Source organism: Shewanella sp. Arc9-LZ, assembly GCF_010092445.1.
In the GTDB taxonomy this organism is placed as follows: domain Bacteria; phylum Pseudomonadota; class Gammaproteobacteria; order Enterobacterales; family Shewanellaceae; genus Shewanella.
The window spans coordinates 784,668-805,708 of sequence record NZ_CP048031.1; the positions used below are offsets into that span (position 1 = coordinate 784,668).

Below are 21,041 nucleotides of genomic sequence, written 5' to 3' on the forward strand. Positions count from 1 at the left end.
AGGAAAAGTATTAAATCTCTTTATCCTATTGCTTCTCTAAGCTTTAATTATGCGAAACAACATCGCAATTCAAAACCTTAAGAATAAAAACCAATCAATCATGATGATAGCCATTTTCTTGCCCATTATATGATCGAGTCAATACTTTGAACTGTTGTGAGTCTGGATAACTGTCAGTGTGACCAATCGCAAATATTTCAAAGATGTTAATTATTTACTGATTAAAGTCGTGAGTCATCACATACAAATAATGCTGATTGTTTAATAATCAGCTTAATTATTTAACTCAATGACGTTTAATATATCAACATGACCACAAAAGATATCATCGATGAAGAAGTCACTTATCCGTCGGATTATATGATCCTTTCAACAACCGATTTAGACAGTGTTATTACTCATGTTAACGATGACTTTATGACGGTCAGTGGTTATAAAGAAGATGAGCTAATTAATAAACCCCACAATATAGTACGCCACCCAGATATGCCTAAAGCTGCATTTAGTGACCTATGGGACACCATAAAGCAAGGGAAAAGCTGGATGGGATTGGTGAAGAATCGCTGCAAGAATGGTCAGTATTATTGGGTTAACGCTTATGTGACCCCGATTAAACGTAACGGTATTATTTGCGAGTATCAGTCGGTAAGAACTCAGCCTGAAGCAGAGCTGACTGAACGTGCTCAAGCCTGTTACGATGCCATTAATGCTGGTAAAGCTGCTAAGCCTAAGCTTGGCGCCAGTATTATTACCAAACTTTTTTTGGCTTGGTTGCTATCTGTTGGGTTGTTGATGTCCTTGCCTTACTCAAGTGGTTTTTTCACCGTCGTCGCATTTATTGTTGCCATTATCTGTTTTTGTCGGCCGCTTTATGTTCTTAAACAGCGTTTCACTAAAATATTGATATTAAGTGAAAAAATACATAACAATCCACTAAATCAATTTGTTTATACAGGTTATACCGATGAGCTTTCTCACATCGAATTAAGTCTACGGATGCAAAAAGCTGAAACGCTGGCGGTGGTTGGACGTATAAAAGACAGTGGTGAGGAATTACAGCAAGGTTTAGAAGAGCATCAACAACAAAATCAAGCCAATCAAAATCAGTTGGTTACGCAATCACAAAACCTTGAGCAAGTTGTCACAGCCATCGGCCAAATGAGCTCGTCTGTTACTGATATAGCTAAAAATACGACAAATTCAACCACAGAAATTCATCACTTAGTTGAACAAATAGAGTCAACTAAGGTGGCATTAGCCAGCAGTCAAATCGCGACTACGGAAATTAATAACTTATTGGAAGAATCTCGTATTGCTATTTCTTCGCTGAATAAGCAATGTCAAAATGTAAACCAAGTTGTCGAGGTGATCGAGAGTATTGCACAGCAAACAAACTTGCTTTCGCTCAATGCCGCCATTGAAGCTGCGAGGGCTGGAGAGGCTGGGAGAGGGTTTGCGGTGGTCGCGGATGAAGTGCGTAACTTGGCCAGTCGCTCGGCAACTTCTGCTCATGAAATACACGCTATTATAAATTCACTTAGTCGCACAACTGCAGAAGCCGTTGCACAGATGGAACAAAGCCATTTGTTAATAGATAAGAGTATTGATTCTAGTCAAATACTCGAGAAAAGCCTGGTTTCGGTTAGTGAAGTGATGAGTATTATCGAAAGTAATGGCGAGCAGATTTCAGTGGCGGCAGAAGAGCAAGCTGCTGTTGTTAATCAAATTTATAACAACGCGATGATACTACAAGATGGCATTAATCAATTTGAACAAAATTGTCATAATGCAGCAATACATAGCCAAGAAATTAGTGGTCAGGGTATACGTCAAACAGAGTTGGTAAATCAATTTAATTAGCCTTTTCGAATCGCCATCGCAGTAAAAGTGAATCATTCACTATGGTTCTAACAAAGGTAATGTTGCTCATTTTGTACTGTAGCCATTCAAAATAGTGTCGTGATGAGGAAATACAAATCTTCAAGCGTGTCATCATTAACATAATGAGCCAATCAATAAGTATTATTCTCTATTGAGTTAGCGCTGTTATTTTATGCGATTAACTCTATTGTTAATTGCTTCTGTTAATTGCTTTTTGACTTGGTCCTCGCCACAAAATGTTGCAAATCCTAGTCCCCATCCATGAGGATTCACTTGAGTTGCTAATTCAACCACCCGGTAACAATAATCGCCCTGTTTTACAATTCTGTTAGGGTCTAGCCTATGGTTAAAGGTATGCGGTTGGCTGATATCAATTTCTGCTGCTAACTCTATAAAATCAAGGTTAGGGTCCATTTCACTCATAGTGCCAGTGGGTTTGTTTTGTAATGCAGTTTGCGATCCTATGAGTGTGTCTAATGCTGCAATATTATTTTGTTGTATAAAATGGCTAGTGGCTTGTTGTATTGATGCTAATGATGGCGTGGACTTGTTTACGTTAGTGGTCGTGTTTGGTTTTATTTGGCTCGGAAGTACATTATTTTTTTTGGTTATTACATGTGGTTGTATGTTGTTGGGCTTATTGCTTGATGGCATCACTTTATCGAGGGTGTTGTCTTCATCTAAGGAGGTTGGTGTCTCTTTCGTGTATATAGACGTTGATTGGCTAACATCAACATTCGTATCAATAATGGGCGGAAAATTCTTTATGTGTTGGGCTTTTTCTAGGTCATAAAGCTTGGGTGGCAAACTTGTTTGGGTTATTGATTGGTATTGCGTTGAAGTCATGAGATAGCTTTTTATTGCGGTGGGCGAAGGCTTAACCACTAAAGCTGACACTCGTTGCGTCGTGTCTTGGTACCAAAACGCAATCAACACATAAATCAATAAAACATGGATGATGAATGCCGTGAGTACAGGCTTAAGCCAATATGCTTCTTTAGAGGAGTGTGTTGAAGATCGAGAGTGATGTGGCTCCCAGCCAACCGTTATTACTTCCATTTATATCAATCACTTTATCGCAGTATTATCAGTCCTTTTTTGATTGTTAACAGAAGGTAAAGTTCATAAATTGATGTGGATAAATTTATCTTGCTTGAGCAAAAGACATCATCCTTGTTAATTGGTCTATTTTATCGAAAGAAAATCACACTATTATGCAATATTTATTCAGTTAACAGCCTGCTATTATTAAATAGTTATTTTTCATCACCGAGGTTTTCATGAAAGTATTACAGCGTTTTAGCGCTTTGCCCGCAATGGACGGTGATGGTGTAAACATTAATCGTATTGCCGACTTTGATAAGCTTCGTTTTGATCCATATTTAATGATCGATGAGATTAAGTCTGATGATGAACAAGATTTTATTGGTGGTTTTCCGCCGCATCCACATAGAGGTGTAGAAACCTTTACTTATATTCGTAAAGGCGGCTTTGAACATCGCGATCAAATGGGCAATGTTAAACCTATTCGTGCCGGAGATGTGCAGTGGATGAGTACTGGCAGTGGCGTGCTGCATTCTGAAATGCCATTAGCAGATGCCAAAGAAGGGCTGCATGGGTTTCAAATTTGGATCAATATGCCAGCAAAACACAAAATGCGTCCGCCGATTTATCAAGACAGCAGCAAACAGACTAATCCCCGTATAAATAACGAACACGGCGCAACGCTTGTTGCCTTGGCGGGGAGTTGGGGTTTTAATCATGAGCCACATAAGATTACTTCAACTCTTCAGGGGTTAGCTGGCCATGGGGCAATTGCTGATTTAACGTTAACTGAATATGGTCACTGCACGCTGAACCTTGCAGAGCACCAAACGGTGTGCGCTTATGTGTATCAAGGCGAGCTTAACTATATTGATGCACAAGGTTTGCGAGAAACTGCAGGAGCAGGGCAGTTTTTAGTTTTAAATGCGCTTGAAGTCTGTCATTTTCAAACCGAGGCCACAGGTGCTGGGTTGTTAATATTAGCGGGCAAGCCGATTAACGAAAAAATTGTCCACATGGGGCCGTTTGTGATGAATACCCAGGCTGAGATAGAGCAAGCTGTTCGTGATTATCAGCAAGGCCACTTTGGCCAAATTACCTAGCATTACCCTCAAAATAAGCTGAATTATCGATAAATATTTGTCAGCGAACTGCGAATAAAATTGCTACAATAGCTGACATCTGGCTTAGGTTTGTTTTAAGACCTTTGCTCACACCAATCTTATTTATTATCTGTTCCTTCTGGCAAGATAAATCGTTCGCAAATAGCGGTAAGCATTTTTCATATAACATCATTGTATATGCTAATTTTGTTCCGCTGTTTAATGATAGTTTTGCGCGTTATTGGCTCATTTATGTAATGGTATTGGTATATTTTTTTGCAGCTTTTGCCTGCTTTTTACCTTTCGATATCAGAGGATATTTGCCTTGAGTCAGTCTACAGAACAAGTCGTTAACACGGCTTTTGCATCACTTAAATTAAAACCTGAATTGCTTGAAAACCTCCAAACTATGGGTTTTGAATCGATGACTCAGATCCAAGCTGAGAGCTTACCGCCTATTTTGGCCGGTGAAGATGTTATCGGCCAAGCGATGACAGGTTCAGGTAAAACAGCTGCCTTTGGTTTAGGATTGCTTAATAAACTGGATGTAAAACGTTTTCGCATCCAAACCATGGTGCTTTGTCCAACGCGTGAGTTAGCCGACCAAGTAGCGAAAGACATTCGTACCTTGGCCCGTGGTATCCATAACGTTAAAGTACTAACGCTATGTGGCGGCGTACCTATGGGGCCACAAGTTGGCTCATTGGAACACGGAGCACACATTATTGTCGGTACACCGGGTCGTATTGTTGATCATTTAGATCGCAACCGTTTAGATTTAAGTAACATGAACATGCTGATTTTAGATGAAGCTGATCGCATGTTAGAAATGGGCTTCCAACAGCACATTGACCAAATCATTGCAGCGGCCCCTCGTGAACGTCAAACATTGCTGTTTAGTGCCACGTTCCCAGATCAAATCCAAGCGATTGCCGATCAAATTCTGTATAAACCGGTAATGGTTAAAGTTGAAGCTAAACACGATAACCTCACTATCGATCAGCACTTTTATCGTATTGAAGATAACCAGGGCCGTCTTGAGGCATTGCGTTTATTGTTATTAGATAAGCAGCCTGGAAGCGCAGTCGTGTTTTGTAATACCAAGCGTGAAACCCAACAAGTGGCTGACTCATTACATGAGTTTGGCTTTAGCGTACTAGCATTACATGGCGATTTAGAGCAGCGCGATCGCGATCAAATGTTATTGCAGTTTGCTAACCGTAGTGCGCGTATTTTAGTTGCTACCGACGTAGCTGCACGTGGTTTGGATATTGATGAGTTAGACGCAGTATTTAACTATCATATTGCTTACGATACTGAAGTGCATATTCACCGTATCGGCCGTACTGGCCGTGCTGGCAGTTCTGGAGCCGCATATACTTTCTTTGGTGAAGAAGACGGTTACAAAATGGCGATGATTGAAGAAGCCATGAACAAAGATGTCGTCAGTGAGCCTTTACCGCCAATGAGTGCGCTCAACAAGCAACCGCTTGCTGCTGAAATGATCACCATTCAGATTGAGGCGGGTAAAAAGCAAAAAATCCGTCCTGGTGACATTGTTGGTGCATTAACGGGTGGCAATGGTTTAGATTTTAACGATATTGGCAAAATTAAAGTGACTGATTTTCGCGCTTACTTTGCCGTAAAAAGCAATGTGTCTAAACAAGCGATGAATATCATCAGTAAAGGTAAGTTAAAAGGCCGTAGCTATCGTGCGTGGTTCATGTAACTGAGCCTTTTGCAGCCTGTAGGGTTGCAGTTGATTGATTTGCAGTTGATTGATTTGCAGTTGATTGATAGTTAGTCGATTGGGTTATGCCTGAATAATAAAAAAGCCGGTGAACAATGTTCACCGGCTTTTTTATGCTCTATCGCAAGTTAGCTTTTAACTTTAGCGTTGGCATAAGGATTATTGCTATTGGCTGACACTACTGGTGCAGTACCACTGCGACGTGGTGGACGATTACGCTGTGGTGGTTTATTACCATTCGCTCTAGCTTCCGCTTTAGGATCTGCAGGCTTATCGTGACTGCGTGATGGTTGGCGAGAGTCAGGTTTACGCGCTGGTTTATCACCTTGAGCGCCATCATTTGCATGCTGTTGAGCATGTTTACTGCGATTCGGGTTTGGCTTTTTAGCGCTATTACCGCCAGATCTGCTACTCGCTTCAGGGATAGTGAATGGTGCTTCAAAACCAGCAAGTTGCTTACGCTCAATAACACGATTGATTAAACGCTCGATATCATGCAGTAATTTAACTTCTTCAAGACCCACTAATGATACAGCTTGACCTGTTGAACCAGCACGGCCGGTACGGCCAATACGATGCACATAATCTTCAGGTACGTTAGGTAAGTCAAAGTTAACCACAAATGGCAGTTGATCGATGTCGATGCCACGCGCGGCAATATCTGTTGCGACCATAACTTGTACGGCACCGGCTTTAAAATCTGCCAATGCTTTAGTGCGTGCTGTTTGGCTTTTATTGCCATGAATGGCAGCGGCTTTGATGCCAGCAGCTTCTAGGCTTTTCGCTAAACGGTTAGCACCATGTTTGGTACGAGAAAACACTAACACCTGTTTCCAATCATTGGTTTTAATCAGTTCGATTAGCGCCATTGATTTACGGGTTTTATCCACTGGATACACACATTGGGTCACGGTGTTTGCTGTTGCGTTACGCGGCGTAACTGAAATCTCTACCGGATTGTTAACCAGGCCTTTAGCAAGTTCACGAATTTCATTCGAGAATGTTGCTGAAAACATCAAGTTTTGACGCTTAGCGGGTAATAATGCTAATACTTTTTTAATGTCGCGAATAAAGCCCATGTCTAGCATGCGGTCTGCTTCGTCTAACACTAGAATTTCTAATTTGTTAAAGCTAATGGCTTTTTGCTGACATAAGTCGAGTAAACGGCCTGGCGTTGCGACCAGAATGTCGACACCATTTCTGAGCGCAGCTAATTGTGGCACGATGGACACGCCACCAAAGACTACGGCTGATTTTAACGGTAAGTTGATGCCGTAAGTGGCGACGCTTTCTTGTACTTGCGCGGCAAGTTCGCGTGTTGGTGTTAATACTAGCGCACGGACTTGACCACGTTGCGCTCGTTCACCTTTAGATAATAATTCTAAAATTGGTAAGGTAAAACCAGCTGTTTTTCCTGTCCCTGTTTGTGCTGCTGCCATTACATCTTGACCGGCTAAAACAGCTGGAATTGCTTGTGCTTGAATTGGAGAGGGGGTGTCATAACCTTGTTTTTCAACCGCTTTTAAAATAGCAGCATTCAGACCAAGTGAGGAAAAACTCATAGAAAAATCTCTTTGGGCAACGCATTGTTGCTTTGAATAAAAGGTAGCCAGTAACGGCGGCCGTGAAGCTTACCTGAAAACCTCTTTGAGTGCTATCAAATCCCTGTGTGGGCAACGATATATACTCTGAAATCACAATTAATAATGGACTATTTAATGGTGAAAATGTCTCGCTTATGATTGCCAAATACAGCGATTTAATGAAATCGTGTTAATCTTAAGACCAGAATCAGTGCTAAAAGTCGACTTATTGCATACAATAAAATGGTAACTCGTTTTCTATCTAAATATTCAGCGACTTAGCTGAGGTTACTTAACTTAAGGTGTCTCTAACTGATGAAATTAACGGCACAAATACATATTGAGAAAATGGCGTATGAGCTGCGAGATCATGCTCATGCCGTGATCAAAAATGTGCTGTTAATGTCTAATATTTCAACCTTATCTCTTCAACTTGCTATGCGCGAGCTCGCTCAACATAGCCGAGTCGCGTTGCATTTTCATCCCGATCAAATTGATAATCGAGGCCTCACTGTCGTTGATGGTTTATTGCGTGACGGGGTGTATAAAAGCCAGTTTGAAACCCATGTCTCTAATGGTCATTTATCACCAGAATTAGGCGGTTCTCGCGACCATTGGGAAAACCAATTATTTGGTCACAGCTATTCTGGGATTAAGCATCGGCCTAAATATGGTGCGTTAGATTTTGGTTTGTGCCCATTAGGTCCGGCGCCTCGCTTTGGCAGTTGTTATTTAGTGACTCATCCTCAAATATTGTCTCGATGTACCTTTAGTTACATGGACTCTTATCGGTTGCCCAAAGAAAAGGGCACTATAAAGTGTTTTGATGCGATTTTAGCGGCATTACTCAGTGAGAGTTTTGAGCGTCAATATGCTTTGGGTATTTCTGGGCTTAAACCGAGTAAGTTGATTGAACATTTTAGTCAGCATTTAACCGATGATATCAGTAGCCGTTTCGATGTGGCCCCTAGCGGTAATTTAGATCATTATATTGAAGCCCAAATTCACGGCGATGTGTCGCTGGATCAAGATATTGCCATATTAGTGGCCGATCCGTCATATGTAGGCACTGCCATTGGCGATTCATTAGTCGCCTTGTGTCATGAGTATGGAATTGAGTTGCATTGGCATCAAGGGCGGCAGATTAATGTGGCACAAATACCCGATGATTTTCGTGGTGCTGCGATGCCTATTTTGGCGCAAAGCCTTGCTGAAAATGAGTTGATTAATGCTGAGATTATTGGCCGTGCGGCGTATCAATTGCAAAAAAAACCGGCTTCATGGAGTGAGCGTGGTGCACATTCTAAAAAACGACAAGACTTAAAGTTACTCTGGCACGTATTGGTAAAATACGGGGAGAGTACTGGTCAATAAATGTTATTACCAACAATAAATTATTTTACTCGCATTGCTTCCCCTTTGGTTCTTTTTGCAAATTAGCTTGGTTTTGTCGCTCAACGTGTTTGTGTTAAAAACTGTGTTTAACACTGTGATATTGTTTGTGATTAACCATTTTATTTGTAAAAGATGCACTTTATTGAATTTGATAAGTTTCAAGCTGATAGTGGTTAAATTTAATCTTTAAATAAGGCTTTATTAGCAAAATGTGAATCAGATAACATTTACACTGTTTTAGGTGTTAACTCGATGCCAGTACTGCGATACTGCGTGATTAAAGTGGTCATCGATAACTCTGCCGGAGCTTCATGGACAAGTCGTTAGAAAAGTCATTAGCCAAATGGCTTAAAAGCCAACAATCTTCTTGTGGTATTTTCCTCAAACTATCGGTGCTATGTGGTGTGCTAAATGGCATTGCCATGGTGGCACAGGCCTATTTTATTGCTCAGATTTTACAGGGTGTCATTATTGATAGCCTTGTTCCCGCCACATTAAACATTCAATTTTTTGCCCTTATTGGTTTGCTATTCACCCGAGCATTGTTAGCGCAGGTGCGTGAACGGATAAGCTTTGAGGCGGGCAAACGTTTACGCACCGACATACGCCAGGCGGTGCTCAATAAATTAGTCGCATTAGGGCCGGTATTTATTAAAGGCAAACCTGCTGGGTCATGGGCAACCTTAGTATTTGAGCAAGTTGAAGATTTGCATGACTATTATGCTAAATACCTACCGCAGATGATGCTGGCAGGGTTTATTCCTTTGCTTATATTAGCCTGTGTGTTTCCGCTTAATTGGGCCGCTGGGATCATTTTGATGGCCACGGCACCATTGATTCCGCTATTTATGATTTTAGTGGGTATGGGCGCCGCAGATGCTAATCGTAAAAATATGCAGGCGTTATCACGTTTAAGCGGTCACTTTATGGATCGCCTAAAAGGCCTACAAACGTTAAAGCTGTTTAATCGCGGTGAAGCCGAGTTAGTTAACATTGAACATGCTTCGGAAGATTTTCGTGCCCGGACGATGTCGGTATTACGCTTAGCCTTTCTTAGCTCCGCGGTATTAGAGTTCTTTGCCGCGGTATCGATTGCCGTGTTGGCGGTGTACTTTGGCTTTAGTTATTTAGGCCATTTAGATTTTGGTCACTATGGCGTACAGGTAAGTTTGTTTACTGGCATGTTTGTGTTGATTTTAGCGCCAGAATTTTATCAACCCCTACGAGACTTAGGCACTCATTATCACGCCAAAGCTCAAGCGATAGGCGCTGCAGAAGCGTTGGTTGAGCTACTTGATTATCACGTTAATACCCCTGCTAAAATCCATTCAGCATCACCAGATATGGCGTTCACAGCCGACAGCATAGACATTCAAGCGATTGGGGTTGAAGTGTTTAGTTTAGATGGTCAGCGTTTAGCTGGGCCAATATCATTTACATTACCCGCAGGTGAACACTGGGCTATTGTGGGCCCAAGTGGTGCGGGTAAAACCAGCTTGCTTAATGCGTTGCTGGGTTTTTTGCCTTATCAGGGATCGTTACTGATTAATGGTCAGGAATTTTCACAACTTAATGTGGCTCAGTGGCGGCAACATTTGGCTTGGTTAGGGCAAGATCCGCAATTGTTTCATGGCACGGTAAGAGAAAATGTTGCATTGGCCAATCCGCAATTAAACGATGAACAAATTATGACGTTGCTAGAACAAGCTGATATCAGTGAGTTTGTAAAGCAGCAACCATTAGGCCTCGATTTAGTCATAAGCGACCAAAGTGCAGGAGTGTCAGTGGGCCAGGCCCAGCGTTTTGCATTAGCACGTGCGTTGGCACAACCCGCTAAATTGTTTTTATTAGATGAACCCACTGCCAGCTTAGATGCCCAAAGCGAGCAGTCAGTGCTGGCCTCGTTGCACCGCGCGATGCAGTCGACAACAGCATTAACCGTTACCCACAAATTAGATGATTTACACAACATGAATTACGTATTGGTGATGGACAACGGAATGGTAGTGCAGCAAGGCCATGTCAATGATTTACAGCAGGCTGATGGATTATTAGCACAAATGCTCAATCAGCAACAGAATCAACAACCGGAGGTGTGCTGATGTCGCAACCCGTTGATGCCGCGCCGCGTAACATTATTCAGGTGTTACGGCCGTTTATTGCTTTGTTCCGCCGCCAGTGGCTGATGATGTTAGTCGGCTTATTGCTTACGTTTACCACGTTACTCACCGGTATTGGTCTGTTGTCTTTATCTGGTTGGTTCTTATCAGCCAGTGCGGTAGCAGGCTTAGCAGTGTTGACGGCCCAAACATTCAACTTTTTTACCCCGGCAGGAGGCGTTCGATTTTTCTCCATCGCCAGAACAGCAAGTCGTTACGGCGAGCGTTTAGCAACGCATGAAGCGACCTTTAAATTGCTGACTCAACTGCGTGTTTGGGCATGGAATAAGTTGCTACCGTTGAGTGCTGCTAACTTACAAGGTCTGCGCAGAGGCGACTTACTCAATCGTTTAGTTGCCGACATTGATACGTTAGATCATCTCTACTTACGCTTACTCACGCCAATGACCGCATCTTTGATGATGATTGGGGTATTGTTGGTGTTTCTCGGGTGGTTTGATAACCATTTAGCCTTGAGTTTATGTGCTTTGTTATTAGCGGCTTGGTTTATCTTACCGCTGGTATTTTATTACTTAGGTAAGGCACCTGGGCAAGCATTGATGCAAGCGCAAAGGCAATATCGAGTCGAGTTGTTTGATGTTATTCAGGGGCAAGCTGAATTAAGTTTATTTGGCGCCAATAAGCGTTTTTTAGCCCAACTTGATAAATCACAGCAGGCTTTATTTAGTCAGCAAACTACCATGGCTAATATTACTGGGTTGAGCCAAGCATTATTGATATTAATCAATGGCATTGCAGTAGTGTTTATGTTGTATTTAGCGGGTCAAAGCGTCGGAGATGCCACGCCTCCGGGGCCGTTAATGGCCTTAATGGTGTTTGCCACCATGGCCAGTCTTGAAATGATGATGCCAATAGCCGGTGCATTTCAACATTTATCTAGTACAGTACTTGCTGCGCGGCGGGTGACCGAAATAACCGAACAAATACCGAGTGTTAAATTTAATGCTAACAGTCACTTGCAAGCAAAACACGGCGCCTTGCAGCTCAGTGGCATCCACTTTGGTTATCACAGCCATTCACCGGTGTTACAAGGTGTAGATTTGACTCTTAAAGCCGGTGAAAAAGTGGCTATTTTAGGTCCCACAGGTTGTGGTAAATCCAGTTTGTTGGGGCTGATTACTCGTGATTGGGCGCCGCAACAAGGGTCTATTTCGCTTGATGGCGAGCCCATAAGTGCCTACAGCGATGCCAATCTTCGTGCTGCGATGACCGTGGTGAGTCAGCGAGTTTATCTGTTTTCTGGCACCTTACGTGACAATTTAGCCTTGGCGTTGCCCTTTGTGCAAAGCGAAACCCAAAAAGCTCATGATCCTCGTTTTATAGAGGTATTACAGCGCGTTGGTTTACAAACCTTGTTGCAGGGCGATAAACCATTAGATTGCTGGATAGGTGAGGGCGGCCGACAATTATCGGGTGGTGAGCAGCGCAGAATCGGAGTCGCAAGGGCATTATTGCGTGACGCTCCTTTGTTATTGCTTGATGAACCGACTGAAGGATTAGATAAACGTACCGAGCGTGAAATCCTTAACGTGTTGCTCGATTTTGCGGAGTATAAAACCCTGTTAATGATTAGTCATCGTTTGACTGCGTTAGAACAAATGGATTGCGTGTACCTTTTTCAACAAGGTCGACTAATTCAACAGATAGCGGATTAAAATAAGCCATTAGCGGATTAAACTCTTAGCCTAGCGCAATAGAACATACGTTATGGCTGTTTTGGTGCGGAGTAATCAAGTCTAATTTGTGGATGTTAATCAATCTAGTCGTGGGTTTTTTATGGATTATCGGTTATAACATGTACCGCTAATACTGCCGGAATGTAACAACCCTTTTGACACATAAATTACATAAATAGTTTTATCTCGAGACCATAAATTGACCTGCTTCACAAATCTGGCATTCGGTTATGTTCCAAAATTACAGTCCTCGCTCGGAGTGTGATCTTAGTTACTATATTAGTAGTTGCAAACATATAACATGAGCTATCGAATATTTTTAGATGGTGAATGTGATGGCTGGTGTTACCAATCCAGTAATAACTATTAAGCGCGGACTTGATATCCCGATTGCTGGAGAACCACTGCAGCAAATAGATGGCGCACCTAAAACGACCCAAGTGGCGTTGATTGGTGAAGAATACGTTGGCTTAAAGCCTACAATGTCGGTTGAAGTGGGTGATCATGTCGCCAAAGGCCAAGTGCTGTTTGAGGACAAGAAAACCCCTGGCGTGTTATTTACTGCGCCAGCCAGCGGAGTTGTTTGCGCGATTAATCGCGGAGAGCGTAGGGTACTGCAGTCGGTAGTGATTGATTGTGATGCCACGCAAGAGCCTGCCATTATTCTCCAATCAGTGGATATTCATGCGTTATCACATCAAGTCGTTAAAGACGGTTTAGTCCGCAGTGGCTTATGGACAGCGCTGCGTACGCGTCCTTTTTCTCGAGTTCCCCAATTAGATGTCAGTCCTGCAGGGATATTTGTTACTGCTATTGACACAAATCCTCTCGCGCCCGATCCGCGTGTCATTATTGCCACTCAACCACAAGCTTTCCAAGCCGGATTATTTGCCCTAACGTTTTTGACCACCGAAAAAGTGTATTTATGCCAAGACGATGGCGTTTCGTTATTGGCAGATGCCAGCAGCGAGTACGACTTATCGCAAGTCAGTGTGCAACGCTTTAACGGCGTGCACCCAGCAGGATTAGTCGGCACTCACATTCATTACCTGTTACCAGCCAGTATTGAACGCCAGGTGTGGCATGTGGGTTACCAAGACGTGATTGCCTTCGGCAAACTGTTTTTAACCGGTGAACTGTATACTGATCGCATCGTCGCGCTAGGAGGGCCTAATGTATTAAAGCCTCGTTTAGTGCGTACCCAGTTAGGCGCAAACTTAAGCGAATGGGTAAATGGTGAAATTGACCAGCGACAGTCGCGCATTGTGTCTGGGTCATTATTGTCAGGCCATACCGCTGCTGATGTGTACGATTACCTAGGTCGATTCCATAATCAAATTAGCGTATTGACTGAAAATGAACGTCAAGAGTTGTTGCCTTGGGTGCGTCATGACAGCAGTAAATTTTCACTTACCGGCATCATGATGTCAGGTTTTAGTCGCACCAAAAAACTGTTCGATTTCACCACTACTGCTGGTGGTTCTCCACGAGCCATGATGGCGTTTGGCCAACTGGCCCGCGTTATGCCGCTTGATATTTTACCCATCTTGTTAGTACGTGATTTAGTGGTGCGAGATACCGATGAGGCACAACTGCTCGGCGCATTAGAGCTAGATGAAGAAGATTTAGCGTTGTGCACTTTTGTGTGCCCAGGAAAGTATGACTTTGGTAAAGAACTTCGTGCTTGCCTAGATATTATCGAGAGGGAAGGTTAATGAGTCAGCAACAGAAAAAGCCTAGCAAACAAGACAGCTATTACGCTCATGGCAACTCGATGCGCAGCTATTTACGTTCGTTGTGGATAGCCAATGGTCGTAGCACCAAAGGTGATGTGCATATTCGTGATGCGATTGATGTTAAGCGCACCATGCATATTGTGGGCATGTGCTTATTTCCTGCAATGTTATTGGGCATGTACAACATTGGCCTGCAGGCTCAAATAGCCATTATTGCCGGGGCAACACAGCCGGATGTATGGCAACTTACCTTTTATGACTTACTGTTTGGCCCACTTACGCAAAGCGCAGGTTTAATCAGTTTGTTCGCCTATGGTGCCAGTTTTTATGTGCCATTTTACTTAACTGCGTTGGTGGTCAGTTTGGTGTGGGAAGTGGTGTTTGCCAAAGTACGCCACCAAGAACTGCACGAAGGCTTCTTTATCACCGCGTTATTATTCTCACTCATATTACCTATCTCTACGCCGTTATGGATTGTGGCTTTGGGCCTTAGCTTTGGTGTGGTCGTGGCCAAAGAGATGTTTGGTGGTATGGGTTACAACTTTTTAAACCCTGCACTGGCGGGTTATGCGTTTATTTATTTTGCATACCCAACAGAAGTGGTGTCATTAAGCCAGTTTGTGGCCGTTGATGGCTTTTCTGGTGCAACGACGTTAACCCTTACCGTGGCTAAAAAATTAAGCTTTATTGATGTGAGTTGGTTCAGCGTATTAAGCGACAGCACTTGGTGGGATGCCTTTTTAGGTTTTACCCCAGGTGCAGTGGGTGAAACCAGTACCTTAGCTATCCTTATCGGTGGTGGTATTTTACTGCTTACCCGCGTAGCTGATTGGCGTGTGGTAGCCGGCGTGATGCTAGGAATGATCATAACCGTTTTGTTGTTTAACTACTTTGGTTCTAGCAGAAATCCTATGTCGGCAATGCCGTGGACATGGCATTTAGTCACTGGTGGTTTTGCACTGGGGATGATGTTTATGGCCACCGATCCGGTAACGGCGTCATATACCCGCAAGGCTAAATTTGCCTTTGGTTTTATGATTGGTTTTATGACCATTATTATTCGTTTACTGAATGCCAAAATGCCAGAGGGCATTATGTTGGCTATTTTGTTTGCTAATTTATGGGCACCGTTATTCGACTACTTAGTCGCACGCGCCAATATTAAACGGAGACTAAAACGTCATGGCCTTTAAGAAAGATAGCGTCGCTGGAACAATGATTTTTATCATCATTTTAAGCCTAGTGTGCTCATTTATGATCACCGGTACCGTGGAGATTTTAAAAGAACGTAAGTTGGCTAAAAAGCGTGAAGAAGTGCAGCAGTTTGTGTTAAAGGCTGCGGACATCGACATCAGCCAAGGTGACTTTAGTGAGTTATTTGCTCAACGAGTGAAGCCTAAGATGGTTAACTTGGCGACAGGCAAGGTGACTGAAAAAGCCAATCTACTTGATTTTGATGAGCGCATGGCATCGATCAATCCTGAAACCTCGACCAAACCGAAAAAAGATATCGCTAAAATTAAAACCATGGCGACCGACATTCGTATTTTTGAGGTGTATGACACCAATGGCCAACTTGCCAGCATTGTGATGCCGATCTATGGCAAAGGTTTATGGTCGATTATTTACGGTTACATGGCGATAAAACCAGACTTAAACACTATCGAAAATATCGTGTTTTATGAACATGGCGAAACCCCAGGTATTGCTGACTTTATTACTGACCCACAATGGTTAGCCTTGTGGCAAGGCAAAACGTTATTTGATGCCAAAGGTAACATTGCCATTAAAGTGGTTAAGGGCGGCGCCAAAGACGGTGACATTCACGGTATTGATGGCGTAAGTGGGGCTACTCGTTCCGGTGTAGGTATTCAGCGCTTAGTCGAGTTTTGGTTTGGCGTAGAAGGATACCAAACCTATCTACACACGTTAGCTGCGGAGGGTAAGTAAATGAGTCGTGCTATTTCAACTCGTGAGATCCTAACATCGCCAATTATGGCTAATAACCCTGTGGCAATACAGGTATTAGGTGTGTGTTCGGCTTTAGCGGTCAGTAATTCGATGCAAACTGCATTCGTCATGACACTTGCTGTGACCTTTGTGTTGGTATTTTCTAACTTGATTATCTCAAGTATCCGCAATTTTATTCCTAATAGTGTGCGGATTATTGCGCAAATGACGGTGATTGCCTCGTTGGTGATTATTGTCGACATGGTGCTACAAGACGTGGCGTATGAATTGTCAAAACAGTTGTCTGTGTTTGTTAGTTTGATCATCACTAACTGTATCATTATGGGCCGAGCTGAAGCCTTTGCGATGAAACATCCGCCTCATTTAGCCGTATTTGATGCCTTAGGCAATGCCTTGGGTTATGGCTTAATTTTAATGGGCGTAGCGTTTATTCGTGAGCTACTGGGGCGTGGCAGTTTGTTTGGTCACAACATATTTACCACTGTTGAAAATGGCGGTTGGTATCTTGCAAATGAAATGTTCACTTTACCACCCAGTGCGTTCTTTTTAATTGGCGTGATGATTTGGGTCATTAAAATCATTCAGCGTAAGCGCGGATAAGGAAACAGCATGGAACACTATATTAATTTATTTATCCAAGCGGCGTTTATCGACAACATGGCGCTGTCATTTTTCTTGGGTATGTGCACCTTTTTAGCCGTGTCGAAAAAGGTCTCTACTGCATTTGGTTTAGGCATTGCGGTGATTGTGGTCATGATGCTGGCTGTGCCATTAAACCAAATTATCTACGTTAATATCTTAGCGCCAGGCGCATTAGCTTGGGCTGGGTTTCCTGAGCTGAATTTAAGCTATTTACAGTTGATTACCTTTATAGGGGTCATTGCTGCATTAGTGCAAATCTTAGAAATGTTTTTAGACCGTTATATTCCGACCTTATATCAGTCATTAGGGATCTTCTTACCGCTATTAACGGTGAATTGTGCCATTTTTGCTGGGGTTATCTTTATGGCTAACCGTGACTATAACTTTACTGAGTCAGTGGTTTTTGCTGCGGGTTCTGGTGTGGGGTGGGCGATGGCCATTGTGTTATTAGCGGGATTGCGTGAGCGGATGAAGTTTCATGCTATTCCTGATGGGTTACAAGGCATTGGGATTACCTTTATTACCACCGGCTTAATGGCTCTGGGCTTTATGTCATTTGCGGGAATTACGTTATAACGCATTGAAGAGAAGGGTTATTTAATGGAAATGGCAATAGGTATTGGCATGTTTACCATAGTGGTAAGTTTGCTAGTGGTGGTGATTTTAGCTGCCAAACGTAAGTTAGTGAACACCAATGATATCACTATTAGTATTAATGGTGACGCCAGCAAAAGCGTGCAAACTCCTGCTGGTGATAAGTTATTGGGCGCACTGTCTGGACAACATATTTTTATACCATCAGCGTGTGGCGGTGGTGGAACATGTGGCCAATGTCGCGTAAAAGTAAAAGCGGGTGGCGGTGATATTTTAGCGACCGAACTTGATCATATTTCGAAAAAAGAAGCCAAAGACGGCTGTCGTTTAGCGTGCCAAGTGACGGTGCGAACTGACATGGAACTTGAGATTGATGAAGAAATTTTTGGGGTTAAAAAATGGCAATGTGAGGTTGTTTCAAATAATAACCAAGCGACGTTTATTAAAGAGCTGTTATTAAAAATCCCCGACGGTGAAGATGTATTATTTAAAGCCGGTGGTTACATTCAAATTGAAGCGCCTGCGCATGAAGTACGTTATGCCGATTTTGATATTCCTGAAGAGTATCGTGGTGACTGGGTTAAATACGGTTTGTTCGATTTAGTGTCTACCGTTGATGAAGACGTATTACGTGCTTATTCAATGGCAAATTACCCTGATGAAAAGGGGACGATTATGCTAAATGTACGTATTGCAACGCCGCCTAAAGCAGGTTTACCACCAGGCAAAATGTCGTCATATATTTTTAATTTAAAAGCCGGTGATAAGGTAACTATTTCTGGTCCCTTTGGTGAGTTTTTCGTCAAAGAAACCGATGCTGAAATGGTGTTTGTTGGTGGTGGTGCGGGTATGGCACCGATGCGATCGCACATATTTAACCAATTAAAAAGTGTTAAAACCAAACGTAAAATGAGCTTTTGGTATGGTGCTCGCTCAACTCGTGAAGTGTTCTATCAGCAAGATTTTGATCAACTAGCCGCCGAAAATGACAACTTTGTTTGGCATGTTGCTTTGTCTGATCCATTATCTGAAGATAATTGGACGGGTTATACCGGCTTTATTCATAACGTGCTGTATGAGAATTACTTGAAACAACATAAAGCGCCAGAAGACTGTGAGTTTTATATGTGTGGTCCTCCAATCATGAACGCGTCAGTGATAGCCATGCTAGAAAGCTTAGGTGTCGAGTCTGAAAACATCTTGCTAGATGATTTTGGTGACTAATGCTGTGTTGAGCGTTGGGTTTATGTTTGCTAGCCTATGTTCGGTCATTCATATTTACTCGTCCAAGTGTAGCTTAGAAGCTGTAAATAAGAATATGAACTGAGCGTATCAATAAAAAATCCCCATACTGTCATTGACGGTTTGGGGATTTTTTAGCAAATAGGAGTTAAGTCGATATTAACGTTCAGAAAACGCCAGATAACGCATTACTTCGGCTTTGTTGAAACTTAGCACATTACCGTTTTGTTCAGTGAACAGTAAATTTTCGCGAGCATAACGCTTAATCGTAGTAGGGCTTTTGTCGAGTATTTCACAGACTTCATTTAAAGATAAATCGTTATCATCACTCATTCTCGTTCTCCTTACGTTATGGTTATAGTTACTCGTGTTGCCTTGTTAGTATTAAACATCACATGTGCATTAACTTGTCATATTCGCGTGTTTTTGTCGAGCTTAGTATTAAACCAATCACATTATTCTGCGTTGAAGCCTTTGACGTAAAATGACTATGCCTTCAAGTCTTCGACTTGATTAACGTCATTTGAATTCCCACAGCATGAGCAGATAACTAATACGATTGGTATTAATAATGACAGCGATGCATCATGGCATTAGTGATAATTTGATGCGTGGGAGCGACCTGAGGCTTCAAAGCCACTTGGTACATCGACTCCGCTACCGTGTGCGCATTAATGGGCTGATATTTACGCAGCGGACCGATAAATAGAAACGATAAACCACCAAAAAGGCTTTGGCCAATATCTTCCATAAAACGACCATTATCTCGTGGTCCTAATAATAAGCTCGGTTGAAAAATATTGAGTACCGGTAAAGATAGTGCCTTAAGGGCTTGCTCTACTTCGCCTTTGACTCGATTATAAAACACGGTTGATTTAGCATCCGCGCCCAATGCGGTCACCACCATAAATTTAAGTGAAGGATTTTCTTGAACTTGGATAAGTTTAGCGAAAGCCAATACGGCTAATTTATCGACTTGAATAAAGGCTTCTTCGCTGCCCGCTTGTTTAATTGTGGTGCCTAAACAGCAAAACGCATGATCAACTTTTTCTGCCAATGCCAGCTCATGTACTTCGTCCAGTTGGCAGCAAATAAATTGCACTTTCTCAGCCCCAAATTGATGTTCGACCAAATTAGGTGCCGAACGGCCAATAACCAATACTTTACTATAATGTTCACTTTCAATGATGCGAGTAAGTAAGGTATTCCCCACTAAACCCGTCGCACCTATTATTGCTGCAATCATATAATCCTTTAGAAAGCTAAACCGACTCGCTAGACTCTAATCTGTCGCCTTAATGGTTTCAATAAGAATATTTTAATAGCAATTATTATCCTGTTTGTTAGCTTAGGACTATTACAAAAACTACCGGTTATTGAAAATGAGTTTTCACTTTATAAAAATATAACCATCATAAGAATAACAATCATAAGAATAGCAATCATAAGAACAACAATTAGGATGGATTATGAGCCAAGCGCATTTACCACTAACAGATTTTATTGAATATTCTCCAGATGAAATGCTCAAGCGGGCACAAGATAATTACCAGCAAGTTAAGCGACGTCATTCAATACGGGCATTCTCTGATCGCGCGGTACCCCAAGCCATTATTGAGCAGTGCATATTGGCAGCGGGCACGGCGCCCAATGGTGCTAACCATCAACCATGGCATTTTGTGGCGATAAATAGCCCACAGATAAAAGCGCAAATTCGTCAACAAGCTGAGGCGTTAGAGCAAGCATTTTATGCAGGTCGCGCCGGTGAAGAATGGTTAGATGCATTAAAACCTTTAGGCACTAATGCTGATAAACCGTATTTAGAACACGCGCCTTGGCTGATTGCAGTGTTTAGCAAAAAACGTACTGAAGAATCGGGTGAACAGAAAAGTAATTATTATGTGCATGAGTCTGTGGGGATTGCGACCGGTTTTTTAATTCAAGCATTGCATCATGCAGGTCTTGGCACATTAACGCATACGCCAAAACCGATGAGTTTTTTAAGTAAAGTGTGTGGGCGCGACAATGATAATGAGCGTCCGTATATGCTTATTATAGCGGGATACCCGGCCGATGGAGCGACCATTCCACAGCATGCTATTGAGAAAAAGTCGCTTGCGGAGATTTGTGATTTTATTTAATGGTGTTCACTGTTAGTCTAGCTGTATTTACAAAACGACAGCTTGTAAAACGACAGCTTGTAAAATGACTGCTTGTAAAATGATTGTTGGTAAGAATATTATT

17 protein-coding genes are annotated in these 21,041 nt (G+C 42.4%); 13 read left to right on the forward strand and 4 right to left on the reverse strand.

Going from position 1 to position 21,041, the window contains the following annotated elements; all coding sequences use genetic code 11:
- Positions 1-309 precede the first annotated feature (309 nt).
- Positions 310-1,860, forward strand: coding sequence for a PAS domain-containing methyl-accepting chemotaxis protein (locus GUY17_RS03480; RefSeq protein ID WP_162022312.1), 1,551 nt, complete (start codon positions 310-312; stop codon positions 1,858-1,860).
- A gap of 186 nt (positions 1,861-2,046) precedes the next feature.
- On the opposite strand, the gene GUY17_RS03485 is transcribed toward GUY17_RS03480, so the two are convergent.
- Positions 2,047-2,940, reverse strand: a complete 894-nt coding sequence (locus GUY17_RS03485; protein WP_162022313.1) for a hypothetical protein — start codon at positions 2,938-2,940, stop codon at positions 2,047-2,049.
- 221 nt (positions 2,941-3,161) lie between these two features.
- On the opposite strand from GUY17_RS03485, the gene GUY17_RS03490 reads away from it, so the two are divergent.
- Together GUY17_RS03490 and dbpA are read left to right on the forward strand one after the other, a co-directional pair.
- Complete coding sequence (locus tag GUY17_RS03490; RefSeq protein ID WP_101086102.1) at positions 3,162-4,028, forward strand: pirin family protein; 867 nt, start codon at positions 3,162-3,164, stop codon at positions 4,026-4,028.
- Positions 4,029-4,353: 325 nt separating this feature from the next.
- Positions 4,354-5,757: an ATP-dependent RNA helicase DbpA gene (gene dbpA, locus GUY17_RS03495; protein ID WP_101086101.1), complete on the forward strand. Its 1,404-nt coding sequence runs from the start codon at positions 4,354-4,356 to the stop codon at positions 5,755-5,757.
- 149 nt (positions 5,758-5,906) lie between these two features.
- Here the strand turns inward: dbpA and GUY17_RS03500 are convergent, their stop codons facing one another.
- Positions 5,907-7,340, reverse strand: a complete 1,434-nt coding sequence (locus GUY17_RS03500; RefSeq protein ID WP_101086100.1) for a DEAD/DEAH box helicase — start codon at positions 7,338-7,340, stop codon at positions 5,907-5,909.
- Between the two features lie 336 nt (positions 7,341-7,676).
- Here GUY17_RS03500 and GUY17_RS03505 point away from each other — a divergent pair, with 336 nt between their 5' ends.
- The 9 genes from GUY17_RS03505 (at position 7,677) to nqrF (ending at position 18,779) form a co-directional block, all read left to right on the forward strand.
- Positions 7,677-8,735 (forward strand): DUF3626 domain-containing protein, encoded by a 1,059-nt coding sequence (locus GUY17_RS03505; protein WP_162022314.1) that lies wholly within the window; start codon positions 7,677-7,679, stop codon positions 8,733-8,735.
- 332 nt (positions 8,736-9,067) lie between these two features.
- Positions 9,068-10,858 (forward strand): cysteine/glutathione ABC transporter permease/ATP-binding protein CydD, encoded by a 1,791-nt coding sequence (gene cydD, locus GUY17_RS03510; protein WP_162022315.1) that lies wholly within the window; start codon positions 9,068-9,070, stop codon positions 10,856-10,858.
- A gap of 35 nt (positions 10,859-10,893) precedes the next feature.
- The gene (gene cydC, locus GUY17_RS03515) at positions 10,894-12,591 is read left to right on the forward strand and encodes a cysteine/glutathione ABC transporter ATP-binding protein/permease CydC (RefSeq protein ID WP_162024269.1); all 1,698 of its coding nucleotides are present in this window, start codon (positions 10,894-10,896) and stop codon (positions 12,589-12,591) included.
- A 356-nt stretch (positions 12,592-12,947) separates the two neighbouring features.
- Positions 12,948-14,327, forward strand: a complete 1,380-nt coding sequence (locus GUY17_RS03520) for a Na(+)-translocating NADH-quinone reductase subunit A (RefSeq protein WP_162022316.1) — start codon at positions 12,948-12,950, stop codon at positions 14,325-14,327.
- Positions 14,327-15,541, forward strand: coding sequence for an NADH:ubiquinone reductase (Na(+)-transporting) subunit B (locus GUY17_RS03525; protein WP_162022317.1), 1,215 nt, complete (start codon positions 14,327-14,329; stop codon positions 15,539-15,541). The genes GUY17_RS03520 and GUY17_RS03525 overlap by 1 nt, the downstream gene beginning before the upstream one ends.
- Positions 15,531-16,298 carry a Na(+)-translocating NADH-quinone reductase subunit C gene (locus GUY17_RS03530; RefSeq protein ID WP_101086095.1) on the forward strand — a complete coding sequence of 256 codons (768 nt, stop codon included), beginning with the start codon at positions 15,531-15,533 and terminating at the stop codon, positions 16,296-16,298. The genes GUY17_RS03525 and GUY17_RS03530 overlap by 11 nt, the downstream gene beginning before the upstream one ends.
- Entirely contained in the window at positions 16,299-16,919 is a 621-nt protein-coding gene (locus GUY17_RS03535; protein ID WP_101086094.1) for an NADH:ubiquinone reductase (Na(+)-transporting) subunit D, read from the forward strand.
- Positions 16,920-16,928: 9 nt separating this feature from the next.
- Positions 16,929-17,537, forward strand: a complete 609-nt coding sequence (gene nqrE / locus GUY17_RS03540; protein ID WP_101086093.1) for an NADH:ubiquinone reductase (Na(+)-transporting) subunit E — start codon at positions 16,929-16,931, stop codon at positions 17,535-17,537.
- Positions 17,538-17,561: 24 nt separating this feature from the next.
- A complete protein-coding gene (gene nqrF / locus GUY17_RS03545; RefSeq protein WP_162022318.1) occupies positions 17,562-18,779 on the forward strand; it encodes an NADH:ubiquinone reductase (Na(+)-transporting) subunit F in 1,218 nt (405 codons plus the stop codon).
- A 177-nt stretch (positions 18,780-18,956) separates the two neighbouring features.
- Here the strand turns inward: nqrF and GUY17_RS03550 are convergent, their stop codons facing one another.
- Both GUY17_RS03550 and GUY17_RS03555 read right to left on the reverse strand, forming a co-directional pair.
- The gene (locus GUY17_RS03550) at positions 18,957-19,130 is read right to left on the reverse strand and encodes a helix-turn-helix domain-containing protein (protein ID WP_101086091.1); all 174 of its coding nucleotides are present in this window, start codon (positions 19,128-19,130) and stop codon (positions 18,957-18,959) included.
- 232 nt (positions 19,131-19,362) lie between these two features.
- Entirely contained in the window at positions 19,363-20,043 is a 681-nt protein-coding gene (locus tag GUY17_RS03555; protein WP_162022319.1) for a nucleoside-diphosphate sugar epimerase, read from the reverse strand.
- 223 nt (positions 20,044-20,266) lie between these two features.
- On the opposite strand from GUY17_RS03555, the gene GUY17_RS03560 reads away from it, so the two are divergent.
- The gene (locus tag GUY17_RS03560; protein ID WP_174839626.1) at positions 20,267-20,938 is read left to right on the forward strand and encodes a nitroreductase family protein; all 672 of its coding nucleotides are present in this window, start codon (positions 20,267-20,269) and stop codon (positions 20,936-20,938) included.
- The last annotated feature ends 103 nt before the right edge of the window (positions 20,939-21,041 follow it).

Coding starts and splice junctions, on each gene's coding strand:
- GUY17_RS03530 (WP_101086095.1), top strand. CDS start 15,531: ATGGCCTTTAAGAAAGATAGCGTCGCTGGAACAATGATTTTTATCATC.
- GUY17_RS03560 (WP_174839626.1), top strand. CDS start 20,267: ATGAGCCAAGCGCATTTACCACTAACAGATTTTATTGAATATTCTCCA.
- GUY17_RS03480 (WP_162022312.1), top strand. CDS start 310: ATGACCACAAAAGATATCATCGATGAAGAAGTCACTTATCCGTCGGAT.
- GUY17_RS03490 (WP_101086102.1), top strand. CDS start 3,162: ATGAAAGTATTACAGCGTTTTAGCGCTTTGCCCGCAATGGACGGTGAT.
- GUY17_RS03535 (WP_101086094.1), top strand. CDS start 16,299: ATGAGTCGTGCTATTTCAACTCGTGAGATCCTAACATCGCCAATTATG.
- GUY17_RS03550 (WP_101086091.1), bottom strand. CDS start 19,130: ATGAGTGATGATAACGATTTATCTTTAAATGAAGTCTGTGAAATACTC.
- GUY17_RS03485 (WP_162022313.1), bottom strand. CDS start 2,940: ATGGAAGTAATAACGGTTGGCTGGGAGCCACATCACTCTCGATCTTCA.
- GUY17_RS03500 (WP_101086100.1), bottom strand. CDS start 7,340: ATGAGTTTTTCCTCACTTGGTCTGAATGCTGCTATTTTAAAAGCGGTT.
- nqrF (WP_162022318.1), top strand. CDS start 17,562: ATGGAAATGGCAATAGGTATTGGCATGTTTACCATAGTGGTAAGTTTG.
- nqrE (WP_101086093.1), top strand. CDS start 16,929: ATGGAACACTATATTAATTTATTTATCCAAGCGGCGTTTATCGACAAC.
- GUY17_RS03505 (WP_162022314.1), top strand. CDS start 7,677: ATGAAATTAACGGCACAAATACATATTGAGAAAATGGCGTATGAGCTG.
- GUY17_RS03555 (WP_162022319.1), bottom strand. CDS start 20,043: ATGATTGCAGCAATAATAGGTGCGACGGGTTTAGTGGGGAATACCTTA.
- GUY17_RS03525 (WP_162022317.1), top strand. CDS start 14,327: ATGAGTCAGCAACAGAAAAAGCCTAGCAAACAAGACAGCTATTACGCT.
- GUY17_RS03520 (WP_162022316.1), top strand. CDS start 12,948: ATGGCTGGTGTTACCAATCCAGTAATAACTATTAAGCGCGGACTTGAT.
- cydD (WP_162022315.1), top strand. CDS start 9,068: ATGGACAAGTCGTTAGAAAAGTCATTAGCCAAATGGCTTAAAAGCCAA.